This window comes from Streptomyces cellostaticus, assembly GCF_001513965.1.
Taxonomy (GTDB): domain Bacteria; phylum Actinomycetota; class Actinomycetes; order Streptomycetales; family Streptomycetaceae; genus Streptomyces; species Streptomyces cellostaticus.
On the sequence record NZ_KQ948030.1, the window covers coordinates 1 to 18,117 of the forward strand.

An 18,117-nucleotide genomic window follows, 5' to 3' on the forward strand; every position below is an offset into this window, starting at 1 on the left:
CCGGCGGTCGACGTGGCGAGCTTGGCGTTGGACGCCGGCATCAGCGCGGTGGAGGCGTTGTGGCCCCAGATCGTGGTGTCCGAGTCCGCGTCGAGGACCACACCGCTCACGTCCGTGCCCAGCCGCTGGTCGAGTACGCGGGTCTGGAGGTTCGTGGCCATCTGCTGGTCGGTGGCGTCCAGGTCGTCGGTCTTGGCCGTCGCCCCGACGCCGTTGTCGGCGGCGAAGGCGGACGGACCCGCCAGCGCGGCGGACGACACCGGCACGGCCATGGCGAGGACGAGGGCCCGGCGCAGACCGATGCCGGTGCCGCTCTGTCTGGGCTTGCGGTGCCGACGTCTGCCACCCGGGCGAAGGCGTTCGGCGGCGTCTCGGCAGTCAGGTTGCTCATGGGGTTGCAAGGCTTTCAGGAATGGGGGCCTGGGCAAGGAAAGGCAGAAGTGCGGTGTGCTCACCGGCCCGGCGGACTCAGCGTTTCGGCCGGTCCCGGATGAGCCCGGAAGCCGACGGTGCGTACCACGCTCACAGGCCGCGGAGTTGTTCACCAGGTGAGTTCGGGGGCCAATCAATGGCGCTCCGCAGCGTCGAGGACGTTCACCTGGTCGCGGAGGTCGGCGAGGACGCCGGAAGAAACCTTGCGGGCCACCAGGACGGCGACGGCGCGTAGACCGTGCCCGTGACCGGGCGTCGGCCGCGTTGGGTGATCACCTCGTAGTGGTCCAGGGGGCCACCGTCCACGGTGACGTAGGAGAAGGGGACGGACAGGTGCCTGGGCCAGATGGCGCCGTGGATCGCCCCCGGCTGTTCGGTGATGATCTCGGCGCTCTCGGACCTCGCGTAGGGCGCGCGCTCGGTCAGGGTGCCGTCCAGTGGCGGGTGAGGTTGCTGAGGGGCAGCACGTAGGTCGTCGGGTCGCTCGACCGTCGTACCACCGAGGCGGACATGGTGTCGCCTGCCGCCACCGGGCGGTTGCCGGGCACGGGCTGCTCCCCGGTGTCCTGCCCGCCGTTGATCACCTCCCAGAACGCCTGGTGCACGAGGACGCGCGCTCCGGTGTGCGGGTCCCTGTTGTCGCAGCTCGCGGCAGTGCCGATCTGTACCAGGCTCTCGTAGGGACCGTGGTCCAGGCCGTCCAGGCCGACCCAGTCCGAGACGTGGTCGGGAGCGGCGGTGTCCGCGCAGGGGAAGGAGGGTTCGACCCAGCTCGCGGTCACGGCGGTGGGAGCGGTGTTCCGTGGGCTGCTGGGGACGACGTAGCCGGCCCAGTTGCCGTAGGGGGGCGCGAGGTAGACGTCGTCGATCTGGACCCACGAGTCGGCGCCCGGTGCGACGTAGCCGATGAAGACGGTGATGGAGGTGTCGGCTCCCGAGTTGAACGCCACGTGTACGTACTGGTAGGCGCCGGGCGTACGGACCTTGCCGTAGTTCTCCTCCTTCATCCGTACATCCAGCCGCAACTGGAACGCGATCCGTTCATGTCGCCGGTCTTCTGGTACCCGCGCCACATGTCGATGCCCTTGTAGTCGGGGCCTTCGCCCGACCATGGGGCTGAAATCGTCCGGTGGGTCTGCTCCTCGAAGCCCGGATCGCCGATGACCCCGATCGGCGGGGCGGCTGAAGCCTGGCGTGCAAAGCCGGTCGGCAGGGCGACCGCGACCAGCAGTGCCAGTGCCAGCGGCCACATGCGCCGCCCCCGAAGCCTTCTGACCCAACGCATGCTCAAGTACACGAGCGAGCCCCCCTCGCGCCGTCCCCCCTGGTGCGTATCCGCACCCCGTCTGCCCGGACCCTGGAGGCGCCCGCGGCGCGCGATGCCGCCGCGTCGGCTCAGTTGCCCGACCGGTGTGTCCAGTGCCGGCACCGTGCGTACGCCACGGTGGCGATGACTGCCGTGGCACTCCTTTGGTCAGCGGCCGAAACCGCTCGACGCGGGAGACCGTGCACGCCGCCCGGGGCGGCTTCCCTGCCGCGTCGCCGACGGCGAACTCCTGGGGACGGCGGGTGCGTTGGAGGGTCTTCCGGTCTCCGCGCACGGCTCGTGCTCGTCGTACGACACCCTCCCGGCGGGCGGCTGATTCACCCCGTTCCCCCTGGCGAAATACCCGGTAGGGTATGTCACGCGACGGCTCGCGGGAGGGCTTCACGGCCCTTGCCGCACCCCGTCGACCTCTTGATCCGCCGCGCCGTCCGCGGTCGACTGGACGTCGGCAGCGGTCGGCGCCGACGCGAAAGGCCCGGCCATGACCGGCAGCTCAGCGCAGCGCCACAGAGTGGACCTATGTCGACAGCCGCCCACGAGCGACCGCGGGCCTCAGTCATGAGCGCCCTGTCGTTATCGTTGCCGACCGCGCCGGCGCTGCTGGAGCGCATACGCCGCGGGCTCATCGGCGACGACGAGGTGCTGGACGGCCCCTACGGCCCGAAGCGGATCGTCTACGCCGACTACACCGCCTCCGGCCGCTCGCTCGACTTCATCGAGGACTTCATCCGCGAGCAGGTGCTGCCGGGCTACGGCAACACCCACACCGAGAGCTCCCGTACCGGCCTGCAGACGACCCGGCTGCGCGAGGACGCCCGCGGGATCGTCCGGGACGCGGTCGGCGGCACCGAGGACGACCTGGTGATCTTCTGCGGCTCGGGAGCCACCGCCGCGGTCAACAAGCTGGTCGGCATCCTGGAACTGCGCCGCCCGGACCCGCCGGCCCCGGCCGAGCGGCCCGTGGTGTTCGTGGGGCCCTACGAGCACCACTCCAACGAACTGCCCTGGCGCGAGTCGATCGCCGACGTGGTGGTGATCGACGAGGACCCCGACGGCCACATCGACCTCGGCGCGCTGGAGGCGGGCCTGCGCCGGTACGCCGGCCGCCCGCTGCGCATCGGCAGCTTCTCGGCCGCCTCGAACGTCACCGGGATCCTGACCGACACCGACCGCGTCGCGCGCCTGTTGCACGCGCACGGCGCCCTGTCGTTCTGGGACTACGCGGCCGCCGCTCCCTACGTTCCGATCCGGGTCGCGGCGAGCGCGCCGGGCGCGGGTGACCACAAGGACGCGGTCTTCCTGTCGCCGCACAAGTTCGTCGGCGGCCCACAGACTCCGGGTGTCCTCGTCGTCCGCCGGGACCTGATCCGCAACCGTGTGCCCACCACGCCCGGCGGCGGCACGGTCACCTTCGTCGATCCCCTCGGCCATCGCTACCTGGACGACCCGGTCGCCCGCGAGGAGGGCGGCACCCCGGCGATCGTCGAATCCGTCCGGGCCGGGCTGGTCTTCAGGCTCAAGCAGGCCGTCGGTACCGACACCATCCAGGCCGCCGAGGAAAGCCACCTGCGCCATGCGCTGGCACGCTGGTCCGCCAACCCCGGCATGGAGATCCTCGGGAACCGGCACGCCCGCCGGCTGTCCATCGTCTCCTTCCGCATCCGCCACGGCGACGGCTCGTATCTGCACCACAACTACGTCGTCGCCCTGCTCAACGACCTGTTCGGCATTCAGGCCCGTGGCGGCTGCTCCTGCGCAGGACCGTACGGCCACCGTCTGCTGGCGATCGACACGGCCACCTCGCACGCCCTGCTCGACGAGGTCGCGCGCGGCTGCGACGGCATCAAGCTGGGCTGGACCCGCGTCAACTTCAACTACTTCATCAGCGACGCGGTCCGCGACTACCTGGTCGAGGCCGTCGACCTGATCGCCACGCACGGCCACCGGCTCCTGCCCGACTACCGCTTCGACCCGCGCACGGGCCAGTGGCACCACCACACCGGCGCCGCCGGTCCCCTGCTGCGGCTGACCGATGTGCGCTTCACCGCCGACGGACGGATCGCCGCCCCCACCTCCCCGCGCCGCCGGCTGGGCGAGGACGCGCTGGCCGGTCAGCTCGAACGTGCCCGCGAGGTGCTCGGCTCCCGTTCCGGCCGGCTGGAGGAGGGCCCCACCGGTCTGCCCGCCGACTTCGAGCGCATGCGCTGGTTCCCGCTGCCTCCCGTCTGCCTGGAGCGAACCCGGCTCGGCGCGGGCTGAGCGCCTCCTATACCCCACCGGGTATATGAGAGGTGGGGCGCAGCGCCGTCACGACGACGAATCGGGCGCCCGCGCCGTGTGCGCGGGCGCCCGAGGCGCGCGGGTCAGTGACTGCGCAACGCGGCGAGCACGGCATCGAGATCGGCCGCGTGCGGACGGTTGTGCGGCAGCTTGCCGAGCACGACCGCCATGCCGCAGGTGTCGGTGAGCGCGGAGAAGACGAGGCCGCCCGCGATGCCCGCCGACAGGATCTGAAAGGCCGGATGCACGAGCAGGCCGAGGACGATCCCGAGGAGGACCAGCGCTCCCGCGGTGAAACGGACCTGCCGCTCCATGCTCCACCCGGCCCGGGTGTCGCAGGCCGCGGGCCGCTCCAGGTCATGGCCCGCCGCGGCCCAGGCGCCGGTGCCGCCCGCCAGGGTGGCGGTGCGGACGCCCTGCTCGGCCAGCAGCTTCCCGGCGTTCTCGGAGCGGGCTCCGGAGGCGCACACGAACAGGACGTCGCCGCGCTCGGCGGCGTGCCGGAGCTCGGGCAGGGTGCGCCTGATCCGGTCCAGGGGGATGTTGAGGGCCCCCGGCAGATGGCCGGAAGCGTACTCACCGGGGGTGCGCACGTCGATGACGGTCAGCTCGGGCAGCCGGGTGCGGACCTGGTCGGCGCGGAGGGTGACGGGGGCGAGGGGAGCGGTCATGGCATGTGATCCTTGATGGTCGACGCCGTCCCGAACCGGGACGTACAGTACCCCTAGGGGTATGGGTCGAGGAGCGATGGTGGAACTGGAACTCGCGGGTGCGGAGCTGAAGTCCGTCCTGAACCGTCTGCGCCGTGCGCAGGGACAGATCTCCGGGGTGATCCGGATGATCGAGGAAGGCCGCGACTGCGAGGAAGTGATCACGCAGCTCGCCGCCGCGTCACGGGCGCTCGACCGGGCCGGTTTCGCGCTCATCGCCACCGGCCTGCAGCGGTGCATCGCCGACATGGAGTCCGGCACCAAGAGCGGCGAGGACCCCGAGAAGATGCGGGCCCGTCTGGAGAGGCTCTTCCTGTCGCTCGCGTGAGGGCTCGCGCGCGGCGGTGGGCGGTGGTGCATCACAGCACCGCGTCGATCATCATGAATCCGGCCACGGCCAGGAGCACCAGGGCGAAGGTGCGCTGAAGCGCGCCCCCGGACACCTTGGCGGCCAGGCGCCGGCCGTCCCAGGCGCCGAGGATCGCCGCCCCGGCGAAGGGCGCGATGACGGCCCAGTCCAGCCCTTCGGCCGTACCGGCCCGCATCGCCAGCGCGGCCAGCGAGTTGACGGTGATCACCAGCAGGCTGGTGCCGACCGCGTCCCGCATGCGCATGCCGAGCACGCTCACCAGTGCGGGCACGGCGAGGAAGCCGCCGCCGACGCCGAGGACACCGGTGACCGCGCCGAGCCCGGCGCCCGCGGCCGCCGCCCGACCCGGTCGCACCGGCCGGGTGGTGTCCGATGCGGGGCGGGGCCGCAGCATCCGCACCGCGGCCGTCCCCGCCACCACAGCGAAGGCTGCCGTCAGGGCGGCCGCGGGCAGGCGCCCGGCGAGCGCGCCGCCCAGCAGCGCGGGGACGATCCCCGCCGCGGCGAACAACAGCCCGGTCCGCCACCGGACATGACCGTCCCGGGCGTGCGCGGACAGCGCGGTGGCCGACGTGACGCTGACGACGACCAGGCTGGCGGTGGTGGCCGCGACCGGGGTGAAGCCGAGCAGGTAGATCAGGGCCGGGACGGCCAGGACGCTGCCGCCGCCCCCGAGCGCACCGAGCGCCAGTCCGATGACGGCCCCGGCGGCCAGCGCGAACAGGAGAACGCTCACGCGACGGTCCCGTTCCCGCCCTGCGCGTCCACCACGGGCAGTCCCGCGCCGGCCCAGTCCCGCATGCCGCCGATCACGTCCACGGCGTCCGCTCCTTGCGCGACCAGCAGCTCGGCCGCCTGCCGCGAGCGGTTGCCCGAGCGGCAGATCACGACGAGCGGCCGCGCCTGCTCGGGTGCGGGCAGCCCGGCCCCGGCGGATAGCGCGGACAGCGGCAGAAGCAGCGCTCCTGGCGCATGGCCCGCCTCCCACTCGGCGGGTTCGCGGACATCGAGCAGCACGGCGTCGTCCCCCCTGCTGTCGGCGGCATTCCCGTGGCCGGTGCGGGCGGCAGCCTCCTGGACGGTCACCCGGCCGGGGGCACCCAGGTCTCGGCGGAAGATGCTCATCGTGGCTTTGCGCTCCTGTTTTCCCTGGTCGGTACGGAGAGTCGGCACGGATGTCTTCGGCATCCGGTGCGGTCAGCCGGTGCGGACCGGGAGCCCGGCGTCCTCGGCCACGGCGAAGGCGTCGTCCACGGCGACGACGTCGCGGCCGGCCGCGTCCAGCAGGGAGGCGGCGACGGCGGCGCGCATGCCGCCCGCACAGTGCACCCACACCCGGCCGTCGGGTATCTCGTCGAGGCGGCGGTGCAGGGTGTGGAGCGGGATGTGGACCGAGCCCTCGATCGACCCGCCCGCGCGTTCCGAGGTCCGCCGCACGTCAAGGAGGACGACGTCCTGCGCCGGGTACCGGCCGGCCAGGTCCGCGAAGGCGGCCCGGCGGAAGGAGGCCAGGGTCTCGTCCGGGCGGACCCAGCCGCCCGGTTCCCCGGTGGCCGCGGCGGCCGGGCGGTCGATGCCGACGCGGACCAGCTCACGCTGCGCCGCGGCGAGTTGCTCGGCGGACTCCGCGAGCAGCGTGACCGGCTTGCCCCACGGGATCAGCCAGGCCAGATAGGAGGCCAGTTGGCCCCCGGCCTCGAAGTTGAACGAGCCCGCGACATGCCCGGCGGCGAACGCGACGCGGTTGCGCAGGTCCACCACCCACTCCCCCGCGGCCAGCCGGGCGGCGATCTCGTCCGCGTCCGCCACGGCGGGCGGTGTCAGGTCGACCGGCGCGGGCCCCGCGGCGTTCGCCGGACCCATGTGCGCGTAGTAGGCCGGAATGTCGTCCAGGCCGGCCAGCAGGTCGGCGACGAAGGCGTCCACGTCCCGGGTAAGGGCCTCGTTGGACGCCCTCTCCTTGCCGATGGTGGTGGAGTTCCCCTGCGCCTGGGCGGACGAGCAGAAGCTGCCGAAGCCATGCGTGGGCAGCACCGCCGTGTCGTCGGGCAACTCGGTGGCCAGGCGGTGCACGGAGGCGTGCTGTGCGCGGGCGAGGTGCTCGGTCAGGCGCGGCTCCACGAGGTCGGGGCGGCCGACGGTGCCGATCAGCAGGGATCCGCCGGTGAACACCGAGACCGCCGCTGTGCCCTCCTCCAGCACATAGGACGTGTGGTGCGGTGTGTGCCCGGGCGTCGCCACCGCGCGCAGGGTCAGCCCGGCGGCGGCGTCGATCACCGTACGGTCGCCGTCCTCGACCGGTGTGCGCTCGAAGGAGACGCGGGCCCCGGCGGGAACGAGGTAGGCGGCGCCCGTGACCCGGGCCAGCTCCAGGCCGCCGGTGACGTAGTCGTTGTGGATGTGTGTCTCGGCCACGTGCGAGATCCGCACCCCGCGCCGCGCCGCCGCCGCGATCACCCGGTCGATGTCGCGCGGCGGGTCGACCGCCACCGCCGTCCGTCCGCCACCTGCCAGATAGCTCCGGTTGCCGAGTCCCGACACCTCGATCGTGTCGACGAAGAACACGGGGTGACTCCCTTCCGTCGATAAATTACCCCAGGGGGTATGTCATCGACGGTAGCACGATTACCCCCGGGGGTATTTTCAAAGGCAGAGAAAGCCCCGGGGATCGCCTCGTCACGCCTCGCAGGCGGAGAGGTGTACGAAGCCGGCGCGGGCGGCCAGGAGGCCGAAGGCGGTCTCGGGGAGCAGCAGGACGAGCAGGAGCACGAGCGGGAACTTCCAGCCGCCGGTGGCGTCGTGCAGCACCCCGATGGCCAGCGGGCCGGCCCCGGCCGTCAGGTAGCCGACGGTCTGCGCCATGCCCGACAGGCGCGCCGCGATCTGCGGGCTCGGCGAGCGCAGGCTCAGCAGCGCGAAGGCCAGCGGGAAGGCGCTTCCGGTGCCGAGTCCGAGAACGGCCACCCACAGCCAGCCCGCCCCGGGGGCGAGAAGGAGGCCGGCCAGTCCCACCGTCATGGCCACGACCACGCCGATGACCAGGGGCCGTTGGCCGGGCATCCGGGCGGCGGCCACGGGGACGGCGAGGCCGAGGGGAACGCTGATGATCTGCAGGGCCGAGACCATCATCCCGGCTTCGGCCGGCGGGAAGCCGTTGTCGCGCATGATCGTGGGCAGCCAGGCCACCAGCACGTAGAACAGCAGGGACACGGTACCCAGGAAGGCCGCCACCGACCAGGCGAGCGGGGAGCGCAGCAGCGATCCGTGTGCGGCCTCCGGTGCGGACGGGAGCAGTTGGGGGCGTTCGTGCCGGCCGCGCCAGGCCGACGGCGCCCAGGTCAGCGCGGCGAGCAGGGCAGGGGCCGCCCACACCGCGAGGGCCGTGCGCCAGCCGGCGGCGGTGTCGAGGGGTACAGCCATGGCGGCGGCCAGGGCGCCGCTGGCCGACATCAGCATCATCGCCAGCCCCGTGAACACCCCTGTCCGGTCGGGGAAATGGCGTTTGACGGCCACCGGCATGAGGACGTTGCCGATGGCGATACCGGCTCCCGCCAGCACCGTGCCGGCGAACAGTGCGACCGGTGACGGCACCGACCGCAGCAGCACTCCCCCGGCGATCAGGGCGAGGCCGCCCGCCACCGCCGCCTCCAGGCCCACCCGGCGGGCCAGCGGCGGTGCGAGCCAGGCGAATCCGCCGAGGCACAGCACGGGCAGCGCGGTCAGCACGCTCACGTCGAGCCCGCTGAGCCCGGACACGGTGCGCAGATGGTCCAGCAGCGGCGACACCCCGGTGATCGCCGCGCGGAGATTCAGTGCCAGCAGCACCAGCCCGGCGACGGGCCACAGTGCGGACAGGCGTTTGATGGTGAGAGTGAAGTCCATGGGTCCCCCCGTTGGTCACAAGACAACGGCTCCCTCCCGGGGCCGGCGGTTCGCGCCGGCCGTCGTGGAGGAAGCCGTGTCCGTTGTCCTGCCGGTGCGCCCGGCCCCCCAGCCGGGCGCACCTCTTGACTGCTATGCGTTCAGCCGCGCAGTCGCGCGCTGTGCCGACTTCTTGTGGAAGGGGCAGGCCGCCTGGTCCGCGACACCGCCTGCGACGGCAGCGCCCGCGCCCGCGCCCAGCTGGTCCTCGATCTCCGTGGAGAGCAGGTCCTGCTTGCCCTTGAGCGCGTCCGCGATCTCCTGGTCCACCGGGAAGACCATCTCGGCCGCGATGTTGTCCTGCACGATGCGGGCGAGGTTGTCGAGCGCGATGAAGACCGGGTCGTCCGGAAGCTGGGCGGTGGACAGGTCGATCAGGTGGGTGCCGACCTGGTCCTGGTCCATGTGGTTCTTGATGATGATGCTGTTCTGGTTGAGCACGGACGTGGTCCAGATGGACAGGACGACGACGTAGAGGCCCGGCCACGCCTTGTCCCCGACCTTCGCCTTCCAGCGGGTCATGATGTCCTTGACGCCCGCGATCTGCACCTTGGCCGCGTGGTACATGTTGGTGCGGATGTCGCCGTACACGCCGCCGGAGAAGTCCTCATAGGACTTCATGTCGAAGGAACGGCGCTTGGTGGCGTCGTCGATGAACTTCAGCGCACCGTCGAGGATGTGCGTGCTGGAGGCCTGGAGCTTCGCGGGGAGGTTCGCCGCCTCGAGTTTCTTCCGGGCGGTGGTGATGGTGGCGGCGAAGTCCTGGAGCGGCTGGACCCAGCCGTCCGTCTCGGGACCCTTGAACGCGACCATCTCCAGGTCGTGCGGGTCGATGTCGTCGGTGTGCTGCGCCGGCACCCGCTTGTTGAGATACGGCGCGAGGACGGAGAATATGCCCAGCGAAATATGGGCGATCGACTTCGCCAGCTCGAATATCTCGGAGACCGGCTGCTCGGAAATCGTCTCGCCATGGTGGACCAGGAAGTACTTCCCGCCCTTGGCGTCGTTCTGGACGATGATGACCGGGCCCAGGTGTTTGATCAGTTCCGACTTGAGCGCGGCGTAGTTGCGCCGCATGTCGGCGTTGACCGCGCGGATCGCGTCGCGGGCCTGGCTCTGTGCCTGCGCCGGGTCCGCACCGGGCGGGCCGTCCGCCGCGAAGGACGCCTCGGTGGCGCTGCCGACCAGGGCTGCGGCACCGACCGCGGTGGCGCTGCCGATAAATGTTCTGCGTGTTGCCACGTTCTTTCTTTCCCCCTCGGAAAGGTGCGCGGATCCCCATCCGCGCCCAACGGGCATGACGCTATCCCGCCGAGGGGGAAAGAAAGTACCGTCCCAAGACACAGGGCTCACATCAATGGCCTGTGCGATCAGACTGCACGTAATTCCGGAATCCAGGATTCGGAAGATTCGATTCGGAATCCTGGATTCAAAAACCGGGGTTCGGAACAATGAATTCCGAGAGCGGCGCCGTGCTAGCTCAGCGCGGACACCGACGGGACGACCACCCCGTAGAGGTCCTCGATGGTGGCGAGCGCGCCGTGGTGGACCTGCTCGGCGCTCACCTCGGCCACCGCCGTGCGCAGCGGACGGGTCGCGGAGGCGTCGGCGACGACGGTGGGCCGGTTGCCGCGCAGGAACGCGCCCTGGGCGGTGAAGGCCACGCACATGTGGGTCATGAACCCGGCGATGACGACGTCCTTGCGGCCGGCGGCGTCGACGTGGTCGCCGAGGTCGGTGTCGAGGAACGCGTTGGGCACCTGCTTGACGACGACCGTCTCACCGTCGACCGGGGCGACGCGGGGGTGGATCTGGCCGATCTCGGCCCGGATGTCGTACGGGGTGCCCTCGCCGCCGTCGTTGATGACGTGGATGACCTTCGCACCGGCGCTGCGGGCGCGGGCGAGGAGGCCGGCGGCGGCGTCCAGGGCGGGTTCCCACCCCTCCAGCTCCATCACGCCGCGGGTGTAGGTGTTCTGGTAGTCGATCAGGATCAGCGTCGCATCGGCCAGCGAGGCCGGGGTCTGGTCGAAGCCGTTGAGTTCACGAAGGGTTGTTGTAGTCACAGCTCCACGCTAGGAGCCGCCCGCCATGGCAACAATGTCATGTAACTTGCAGATCCGGACACCCACCGCTCACCGACCGGACGGAGCCCATGGACAGCATCAACCGGCTGATCGTCATCATGCTGTTCACCGGCGTCGACCTGCTCGATGTCACCGGTCCCCCCGAGGTGTTCGCCCTGCTGCGGCGGGAGACGGACGACGAGACGGGGTATCGGGTCGTCCTGGCCGCCGAGACCATGGACCCGGTCACCACCGCGGCCGGGGTGCGCGTCCTGCCCGACACCACCTTCGGGGAGGTGTCCGGGCGCGTCATCGACACCCTCCTGGTTCCCGGCTCGGTCGACGTGGACGACCAGCGGCGCGTGCACGCCCTCACCGATCCCGCCGTCGTCGGCCGGGTGAGGGAACTGGCCTGCCGGGCCCGGCGCGTCGCGTCCGTCTGCGTGGGCGCGCACCTCCTCGCCGCCGCAGGACTGCTGGACGGCAAGCGCGCCACCACCCACTGGTCGACCGCACAGCAGCTCGCCGCCGACCATCCGGCCGTCGAGGTCGACGCCGACCCGATCTTCATCCGGGCCGGGGACGTGTGGACCGGGGCGGGCATCACCGCCTGTCTCGATCTCTCGCTCGCGCTGGTGGCCGAGGACTACGGCGAGGCCGTGGCACTGCGGGTGGCCCGGCAGCTGGTGATGTACCTGAAACGGCCCAGCGGGCAGAGCCAGTTCAGCGTGCCCATCGAGCCGGTCTCGACCACGCGGCGCATGGCCGACCTGCGGCATCACATCACCCGGAACCTCGCCGATCCCCTCACCATCACCGACCTCGCCGAGTGCGCCCACGTCAGCGAACGGCAGCTCACCCGGATCTTCAAGACCGAGCTCGGCATGACCCCCGCCGCCTACATCGAGTCCGCGCGGGTCGAAGTGGCCCGCAACCGGCTCGAAACCACGGACGACACCCTCGAAAGGGTGGCGTCCGCCTGCGGTTTCGGCACCGTCGACACCCTCATCCGGGCGTTCCGGCGCCGACTGAACACGACGCCCACGGAGTACCGGAGCCGGTTCCGGCACTCGGGTTAGGACCCGGACCGTCAACGGGGCGGGGCGGCCGGGGTGACGGTCCGGGCCGAGGTGATGTCAGTCGCAGGCCGTGGACGACCTCTGCCGGTCGATGATCGCAACCCCGTCGGACCACATGATGGCGGTGACCGGCGCGCAGATGACGGCCAGGGGGTCGCGGTTCTCGATCTTCACGGGGCCCGCGTAGTCCTTGAAGGTGCCCTCGTCGGTCTTGCACCCCAAGGCCGTCAGGCCGGCACAGAGCTTCAGCTTCATGTGCTTGGCGGTCCCGAGGTTGTTGTCGAACAGGGAACAGACTCCGTGTACCCCGCCCACGTACTTGGTGTAGGTGAACAGGGTGCCGAAGCGGCGGGAGTCGGGGAGCTGCTCTGCGTTGTCCAGCTTGTAGCCACTCCCGCAGAGCGTCGCCGCTGCGCTGACGGCAGTGGGGTTGGCCGCGGCGAGCGCACGGGTCTGCGCGTTCCGAGCGGCCTTCGGCGACAGCTGAACACTGGTACCCGCGATGTGCTGTCCGCTCGCGGGAGCGTTCTGGGCGATGGCCTGCGGGGCGGCCAGGGCCGTGGCGGCGAGCGCCGCGCCGACGGCAGCCATACGTGTGAGAGTGCGCATGGAAGTGTTCTTCCCTTCGGGACGTGCCCTGGCCGAGGTGGTGCCAGGACGTCCGGTGTCCGTGGGTGAGTTGAGTTGAGATGGAACGAGCACGAGCCCCAACGGAAAGGCCGGCGCCGTGTCCGTGCGCAGGCGCGCGACCAGGCTGCCTCTGGCGGGCAGGCCGGCGCGATCGGCTTGGGAACACGGGAACGGGGGCGCTTGCCCCTCGGTTCAGAAGGGCCGCGTCGAGCGGCGCGTGATGTCCAGCTCCCGTCCGGCATCGGCACATGGCTGGTTCTGCGGCGTGGCGATGCGCCCCATGACGTTTCCCCCGTCGTTGATCAGCGCGCGTTTCGGCAGGTTGGTCAGGCTGCCCCTACGCGGCGGCAACGATAGGCCGAGACCACTCCTGGGCGTCAAGGAGGTTTGCAGGTGGCTTGATTACGCCTGGGCGGCACCATGGCACCGGAATGTGAGATTCCGCGGATGTTACGGCACTTGTGTGTGGGATTGGTGTGCACGACGGACGACATCCGAGGCCCCGTCGATAGTTCAACGTTGGCCGATTTTCGCCTCCGCCGACCCTGGAGTGGCCTCCATCCGGTCCGGCGGCCGCTCCACGCCCGGTCGCCGGCCCACACCCTCGGCCGACACGCCGAATTTCAGCCATTGCCGATCTTGGCGGAGGGCCCCCATCTCCTTCCGCTTCAGAGCTGGTTCACATGCTCTGCCGGGTGATCTCGCCAACCATCGGGATTCCGATCAGGTTCCGCTTGCCAGGGCAACTTTGCGCCACCAGCAGACTTACCTCTTGCTGTGGCTGTTTCTGGTGTGTCTAAAGTGACGGGCCGCCCCACCCTGCGCATCGGACCAGACCTGTCCCGCCGGGGCGTCGACCATCCACGGGGAACATCCATCCGCAGTGCTGCGCGTGATCGGACACACCCTGCCTGCGAAGAGGATGAACCGGGGGTGCGCCACGCCCCCGGACACACCATTAAGGAACGCTCATGCGTAGAACGCTGACCGCTGTCGGACTCACCTCGACCGCCGTCGCCCTTGGCGTACTGCTGGCCGGCCCGGCCGCTGCCGCCTCCACGACGACGCAGTTCGACGTCACCTTCCCCGGCAAGAAGCCGACGACGGAGTACTACGGCGAAAACAGTGGGACGCTGAAGGACGGGAACATGACCGCGAAGTCGGTGATGTCCTGGCAGATCCTCGACGACCAGGTCATCGACAACTCCAAGCGGTTCACCAGCTTCAAGATCACGACACGGCTGGAAGAGCGCCTCACCAAGACCACCGAGGACCATGTCGTCACCAGCAAGACCTGTGACCTGACCAAGCTGGTCAACGACAACTACACGTGGTTCCAGAACGAGCCCGTGAACACCTGCGCGGCTCCGTCCGCCGTCTATGACGGTGAGGTGTACTGGTCGGCCGACGCCACGATCGTCTACGACATCGAGGGAGACGGACGCGGGCCCATCACGCAGCAGCTGACGGGTTCTCCCCTGGTCCACGGCTAGAGCCCCAGAGGGACGGCACCAAGGCGCCCGCCCGCCTCACCGGTCATGCCGGCGGTGGCGGCGGGCGAGTCGTGCCTGATCCGGGCACGGGAGCCACACGCGGTTCGGTCCGAGGGAGGCCCGCGACCCGGCCGGCACAGCCTCGGCCCTCAACTGCACGTGATGTGCCGCCCGTTGGGCCAATGAAACGGCCGGCACCGGGCCTCGCTGAGACGTTCGGTGCCGGCCGCAGTGGTGGGACGGGCGGTTCAGCCCGCGACGACGGCCTCCGCCGCCGCCACGCCGCAGACGCGGGCGGCGCCGTGGGTGGCAATGTGCAGGGCGCCGCGCGGCGGGGCCTGCGGTACGCCCATCTCGACCACGACGGTGTCCGGGCGGGCAGCGAGCAGCGCGTCGAGGGCGGTGCCCATCCAGGCGTGCCGGTGCTCGTCGCGGACCACGGCGACGACCCGGCGGCCGCCCGCCGCCGCGAGGGCCTCGCGGCCCGCGTCGGGCCCGCTGAAGGAGCCTTCCGTGCTGCCCGGCAGCAGCCGCCGCAGCTCGGCGGCCACGCCCCAGGGGGTCTCGTCGCCGACGGCGATGTTCGGGGCCGGGTGGAACCGGGCGACGTAGACCGGTTCCGTGACTGGTGCGGCGGAGCCGGCGCGGGTCACGGTCAGGGCGCGGCGGGCCGCGAGGAGGCCGATCTGCGGTTGGGGGACGACGGATTCGGCGCCCTTCTTGGTCTCGGCCGTCCACCGCGCCAGCTCCCGCACCCGGGCGGCTGCGTCGGCCAGGCGTTCCTCGGGCAGTTCGCCGGAGCGTACGGCGGCCACGAGCGCGTCGCGCAGGTTGAGCACGGTGGCCTCGTCGCACAGGCCGCCGCCGACGCAGATCGCGTCCGCGCCCGCCGCTATCGCGAGGACCACGCCGTGCTCCAGGCCGTACGTGCCGGAGATGGCGCGCATCTCCATGCCGTCCGTGACGATCAGGCCCTGGTAGCCGAGTTCGTCGCGCAGCAGCTCGGTGAGGATGCGGCGGGAGAGGGTGCCGGGGCGGTCCGGGTCGAGGGCGGGGACGAGGATGTGCGCGCTCATGACGGCCCGGGTGCCGGCCGCGATGGCGGCGCGGAAGGGCGGCAGTTCGCGCTCGTACAGCGTGTCCGCGTCCACGTCGATGCGCGGGAGGGCGTGGTGGGAGTCGACGTTGGTGTCGCCGTGCCCGGGGAAGTGCTTGGTGCAGGCGGCGACGCCGGTGGACTGCAGCCCCTCGACCCAGGCGGCGGTGTGCCGGGCGACCAGCGCGGTGTCCGCGCCGAAGGCACGCACGCCGATGACGGGGTTGTCGGGGTCGGCGTTGACGTCGGCGGACGGCGCCCAGTCGAAGGTGACGCCGCAGGCAGCCAGACGGCGGCCCAGCTCACGGGCCACGCCCCGGGTGAGGCCGGGGTCGTCGACGGCGCCGAGGGCATGGCTGCCGGGCAAGGAGGAGCCGGTGCGCACGTCCAGGCGGGTGACGTCGCCGCTCTCCTCGTCGATGGCCACCAGCAGGTCGTCCCGCTCGGCGCGCAGCTCGGCGGTCAGCGCGGTGACCTGCTCCTCGGTGACGACGTTGCGGCCGAACAGGGCGACGGAGGCCAGCCCTTCGCCGAGGCGGCGGCGCACCCAGTCCGGGGCGGTGGTGCCGTCGAACCCCGGTTGCAGCACCGCGAGGGCGTCGCGGGTGAGGGTGTCGCCCGCGGCGGAGCCGCTGTCGGATGCAGTCGTGGCGAGCGTTGTCATCGGCGTTGTCATCCCTTCACGGCGCCGTCGGTCAGACCGCTGACTGCCTTGCGTTGCAGGAAGATGAACAGGATCAGGATGGGCAGCGCGAACAGGGACGAGGCGGCCATCGTGGCGCCCCAGTCGTCGCCGAAGGCGGTCTGGAACTGCGACAGCCACAGCGGCAGGGTCTGCTTCTCGATGTCCTTGTTGAGGATCAGGACGAGCGGGAACTCGTTCCAGGCGGTGATGAAGCCGAACAGCGAGGTGGCCATCAGACCGGGCGCCAGCAGCGGGAAGATGACCTTGACGAAGGCCTGGGTCCGGGTGCAGCCGTCGACCATCGCGGACTCCTCGAGATCCTTCGGCACAGCAGATACGTATCCGCGCAGCGTCAGGATGGTCAGGGGCAGCACCATGATCGCGTAGAAGACGGTGAGCGGGACCAGGCTGTCGAGCATGTCGTTGTCGCGGACCAGCATGTAGATGGCGATGACCATGACCTCCCAGGGCGCCATCTGCGCCAGCATGAAGGTCACGATGAAGCCGCGCCGGCCCCTGAACCGCATCCGGGCGAGCGCGAAGGCGGCGAACAGGGCGATGACGAGCGACAGGAGCACCGCGCTGACCGTGACGGTGACGGAGTTGGCCACCAGGGTCCAGAAGTGGTCGGCGTCCACGGCCTTCTTGAAGTGGCCGAAGGTGACGTCGGTCGGGAACCACACCGGGTTCTCGGAGATGATGTCGCCGGTCGGCTTGAAGGCCGTGGCGAACATCCAGTAGACGGGGAACGCGAAGCCCGCGAAGAGGATGAGGGCGGTCGCGTTAGGCCAGATACGGCCGATGACGGAGCGCTTCACAGCTCGTCCTCCTCTTGCTTGAGCACCATGCGCAGGTAGTACGAGGTGAGGGCGAGCAGCACCAGGATGGTCAGGAAGGAGATCGCCGCGCCCACACCGAAGTGCTGGTTGCCGACGCCCTCGACGAAGGCGTAGATCGGCAGGGTCTCGGTGAGGCGGTCGGGTCCGCCCTCGTTCATCGCGAAGATCTGCGGGAACGCCTTGAAGACCCAGATGACCTCGAGGAAGGTCGTGGCGTACAGGAAGGGCCGCAGGAACGGGAAGGTCACCGAGGTGAAGCTCTTCCACGCGCCGGCGCCGTCCAGCGAGGCGGCCTCGTACAGCTCCCTGGGGATCGTGGTGGTGGCGGCGTACAGGTTGATCGCCACGAACGGGATCGACTGCCAGACGATCAGCAGGGTGATCACGGAGAAGGTGGAGAACTGGGAGCCGAACCAGTTGTAGTCGGCCATGGAGTGCCAGCCGAGCTTGTCCAGGACCCAGTTGACGACGCCGAAGCGCTGGGCGAACAGCCACTGGTAGACGGTGGTGGCCGCGATGACGGGCATGGCCCAGGCGAGGACCAGGCCCAGCATGAGCAGCAGCCGCATCTTCTTGCCGAGGCGGGCCAGCAGCAGCCCGACCAGGGTGCCGAGCAGCATGATCAGGACGACGTTGGCCGCGGTGAAGACCACCGAGCGCTCGACGACGTGCCAGAAGTCCGAACCGGACAGGACCTCTTTGTAGTTGTCGACGCCGTTCCACTCGGTGAGGTGCTGGATGAGCTGCCGCGGGTTGAGGTTCTGGAACGACAGCATGCCGTTCTTCACCAGGGGCCAGCCGAGCAGGATCAGTGTGGCCAGCAGCGCGGGCAGCAGGAGCAGATAGGGGGCGGCGGCACCGCGGCTGCCGGACGGGGACCCCGAGGCGCGGTCCTCACCTCTCGGCGGCCCCGGTGTCCGGGCCTTGCGGACAGCGGGCTCCCCGGCCGTGTCCGTGCCTTCGGTCTGCACTGACATGAGTTGTCATCTCTTCCGTGGCCGAACCGGCCGTACGAACGACTGAGCCGGGGGCGTCCTCAGGGCCTGCCCGGCGGATCATGCCGGAATCGCGGGGCCTGGCACGCCGATCTGCGGCGTTGTCGTCGGTTGCCGACGCTCCGCGTCGACGCCCTCCTCCGCCTTGCAGCTGGACGCACCAGCCCCCGCTCACCGGTGCTGATGAGGCACCC

The 18,117-nt window shown here is 70.7% G+C and carries 18 protein-coding genes; 4 read left to right on the top strand and 14 right to left on the bottom strand.

Annotation, left to right across the window (positions count from 1 at the left end):
- The 3 genes from AQI88_RS26500 to AQI88_RS46090 form a co-directional block, all read right to left on the bottom strand.
- Nucleotides 1-272: D-alanyl-D-alanine carboxypeptidase (locus AQI88_RS26500; RefSeq protein ID WP_425264579.1), on the bottom strand; the 272-nt coding region annotated here is incomplete at its 3' end.
- Between the two features lie 582 nt (nucleotides 273-854).
- Nucleotides 855-1,439, bottom strand: a complete 585-nt coding sequence (locus AQI88_RS26505; RefSeq protein WP_067003875.1) for a G1 family glutamic endopeptidase — start codon at nucleotides 1,437-1,439, stop codon at nucleotides 855-857.
- Nucleotides 1,436-1,684: a hypothetical protein gene (locus AQI88_RS46090; protein WP_067003877.1), complete on the bottom strand. Its 249-nt coding sequence runs from the start codon at nucleotides 1,682-1,684 to the stop codon at nucleotides 1,436-1,438. Before AQI88_RS46090 ends, AQI88_RS26505 begins: the two co-directional genes overlap by 4 nt.
- Before the next feature lie 654 nt (nucleotides 1,685-2,338).
- Between AQI88_RS46090 and AQI88_RS26515 the strand changes: the two genes are divergently transcribed.
- Nucleotides 2,339-4,018: an aminotransferase class V-fold PLP-dependent enzyme gene (locus tag AQI88_RS26515; protein WP_244184330.1), complete on the top strand. Its 1,680-nt coding sequence runs from the start codon at nucleotides 2,339-2,341 to the stop codon at nucleotides 4,016-4,018.
- 104 nt (nucleotides 4,019-4,122) lie between these two features.
- On the opposite strand, the gene AQI88_RS26520 is transcribed toward AQI88_RS26515, so the two are convergent.
- Nucleotides 4,123-4,710, bottom strand: coding sequence for a rhodanese-like domain-containing protein (locus tag AQI88_RS26520; protein WP_067003881.1), 588 nt, complete (start codon nucleotides 4,708-4,710; stop codon nucleotides 4,123-4,125).
- Nucleotides 4,711-4,789: 79 nt separating this feature from the next.
- Between AQI88_RS26520 and AQI88_RS26525 the strand changes: the two genes are divergently transcribed.
- Complete coding sequence (locus AQI88_RS26525; RefSeq protein WP_067004169.1) at nucleotides 4,790-5,077, top strand: metal-sensitive transcriptional regulator; 288 nt, start codon at nucleotides 4,790-4,792, stop codon at nucleotides 5,075-5,077.
- A gap of 31 nt (nucleotides 5,078-5,108) precedes the next feature.
- Here AQI88_RS26525 and AQI88_RS26530 read toward each other — a convergent pair whose 3' ends face one another.
- The 6 genes from AQI88_RS26530 to AQI88_RS26555 form a co-directional block, all read right to left on the bottom strand.
- Nucleotides 5,109-5,855 carry a sulfite exporter TauE/SafE family protein gene (locus AQI88_RS26530; protein WP_067003882.1) on the bottom strand — a complete coding sequence of 249 codons (747 nt, stop codon included), beginning with the start codon at nucleotides 5,853-5,855 and terminating at the stop codon, nucleotides 5,109-5,111.
- Nucleotides 5,852-6,244: a rhodanese-like domain-containing protein gene (locus AQI88_RS26535; protein WP_067003884.1), complete on the bottom strand. Its 393-nt coding sequence runs from the start codon at nucleotides 6,242-6,244 to the stop codon at nucleotides 5,852-5,854. Before AQI88_RS26535 ends, AQI88_RS26530 begins: the two co-directional genes overlap by 4 nt.
- A gap of 72 nt (nucleotides 6,245-6,316) precedes the next feature.
- Nucleotides 6,317-7,684, bottom strand: a complete 1,368-nt coding sequence (locus tag AQI88_RS26540) for an MBL fold metallo-hydrolase (protein ID WP_067003886.1) — start codon at nucleotides 7,682-7,684, stop codon at nucleotides 6,317-6,319.
- A gap of 111 nt (nucleotides 7,685-7,795) precedes the next feature.
- A complete protein-coding gene (locus tag AQI88_RS26545; protein ID WP_067003888.1) occupies nucleotides 7,796-9,001 on the bottom strand; it encodes a CynX/NimT family MFS transporter in 1,206 nt (401 codons plus the stop codon).
- A gap of 132 nt (nucleotides 9,002-9,133) precedes the next feature.
- A complete protein-coding gene (locus tag AQI88_RS26550) occupies nucleotides 9,134-10,282 on the bottom strand; it encodes a hypothetical protein (protein ID WP_067003890.1) in 1,149 nt (382 codons plus the stop codon).
- Between the two features lie 233 nt (nucleotides 10,283-10,515).
- Nucleotides 10,516-11,106, bottom strand: coding sequence for a cysteine hydrolase family protein (locus AQI88_RS26555; protein WP_067003892.1), 591 nt, complete (start codon nucleotides 11,104-11,106; stop codon nucleotides 10,516-10,518).
- 89 nt (nucleotides 11,107-11,195) lie between these two features.
- On the opposite strand from AQI88_RS26555, the gene AQI88_RS26560 reads away from it, so the two are divergent.
- Nucleotides 11,196-12,185, top strand: coding sequence for a GlxA family transcriptional regulator (locus AQI88_RS26560; protein WP_067003894.1), 990 nt, complete (start codon nucleotides 11,196-11,198; stop codon nucleotides 12,183-12,185).
- Between the two features lie 57 nt (nucleotides 12,186-12,242).
- Here the strand turns inward: AQI88_RS26560 and AQI88_RS26565 are convergent, their stop codons facing one another.
- On the bottom strand, nucleotides 12,243-12,794 hold the full coding sequence (locus AQI88_RS26565) for a hypothetical protein (RefSeq protein ID WP_067003896.1): 552 nt from the start codon (nucleotides 12,792-12,794) through the stop codon (nucleotides 12,243-12,245).
- A 992-nt stretch (nucleotides 12,795-13,786) separates the two neighbouring features.
- Here AQI88_RS26565 and AQI88_RS26570 point away from each other — a divergent pair.
- Nucleotides 13,787-14,308 (top strand): hypothetical protein, encoded by a 522-nt coding sequence (locus AQI88_RS26570; RefSeq protein WP_067003898.1) that lies wholly within the window; start codon nucleotides 13,787-13,789, stop codon nucleotides 14,306-14,308.
- A gap of 248 nt (nucleotides 14,309-14,556) precedes the next feature.
- Here the strand turns inward: AQI88_RS26570 and AQI88_RS26575 are convergent, their stop codons facing one another.
- Genes AQI88_RS26575 through AQI88_RS26585 form a run of 3 tightly spaced genes read right to left on the bottom strand, consistent with a single transcriptional unit; the run spans nucleotide 14,557 to nucleotide 17,905 of the window.
- The gene (locus tag AQI88_RS26575; protein ID WP_067003900.1) at nucleotides 14,557-16,068 is read right to left on the bottom strand and encodes a glycoside hydrolase family 3 protein; all 1,512 of its coding nucleotides are present in this window, start codon (nucleotides 16,066-16,068) and stop codon (nucleotides 14,557-14,559) included.
- A gap of 8 nt (nucleotides 16,069-16,076) precedes the next feature.
- Nucleotides 16,077-16,907: a carbohydrate ABC transporter permease gene (locus tag AQI88_RS26580; protein ID WP_067003902.1), complete on the bottom strand. Its 831-nt coding sequence runs from the start codon at nucleotides 16,905-16,907 to the stop codon at nucleotides 16,077-16,079.
- The gene (locus tag AQI88_RS26585; protein WP_067003904.1) at nucleotides 16,904-17,905 is read right to left on the bottom strand and encodes a carbohydrate ABC transporter permease; all 1,002 of its coding nucleotides are present in this window, start codon (nucleotides 17,903-17,905) and stop codon (nucleotides 16,904-16,906) included. Before AQI88_RS26585 ends, AQI88_RS26580 begins: the two co-directional genes overlap by 4 nt.
- Nucleotides 17,906-18,117: the final 212 nt, after the last annotated feature.

Excerpts from the sequence above, each read along its gene's own strand:
- AQI88_RS26505 (WP_067003875.1), bottom strand. The coding sequence starts at position 1,439 with ATGAAGGAGGAGAACTACGGCAAGGTCCGTACGCCCGGCGCCTACCAG.
- AQI88_RS46090 (WP_067003877.1), bottom strand. The coding sequence starts at position 1,684 with ATGTGGCCGCTGGCACTGGCACTGCTGGTCGCGGTCGCCCTGCCGACC.
- AQI88_RS26520 (WP_067003881.1), bottom strand. The coding sequence starts at position 4,710 with ATGACCGCTCCCCTCGCCCCCGTCACCCTCCGCGCCGACCAGGTCCGC.
- AQI88_RS26535 (WP_067003884.1), bottom strand. The coding sequence starts at position 6,244 with ATGAGCATCTTCCGCCGAGACCTGGGTGCCCCCGGCCGGGTGACCGTC.
- AQI88_RS26545 (WP_067003888.1), bottom strand. The coding sequence starts at position 9,001 with ATGGACTTCACTCTCACCATCAAACGCCTGTCCGCACTGTGGCCCGTC.
- AQI88_RS26560 (WP_067003894.1), top strand. The coding sequence starts at position 11,196 with ATGGACAGCATCAACCGGCTGATCGTCATCATGCTGTTCACCGGCGTC.
- AQI88_RS26565 (WP_067003896.1), bottom strand. The coding sequence starts at position 12,794 with ATGCGCACTCTCACACGTATGGCTGCCGTCGGCGCGGCGCTCGCCGCC.
- AQI88_RS26570 (WP_067003898.1), top strand. The coding sequence starts at position 13,787 with ATGCGTAGAACGCTGACCGCTGTCGGACTCACCTCGACCGCCGTCGCC.
- AQI88_RS26575 (WP_067003900.1), bottom strand. The coding sequence starts at position 16,068 with ATGACAACGCTCGCCACGACTGCATCCGACAGCGGCTCCGCCGCGGGC.
- AQI88_RS26585 (WP_067003904.1), bottom strand. The coding sequence starts at position 17,905 with ATGTCAGTGCAGACCGAAGGCACGGACACGGCCGGGGAGCCCGCTGTC.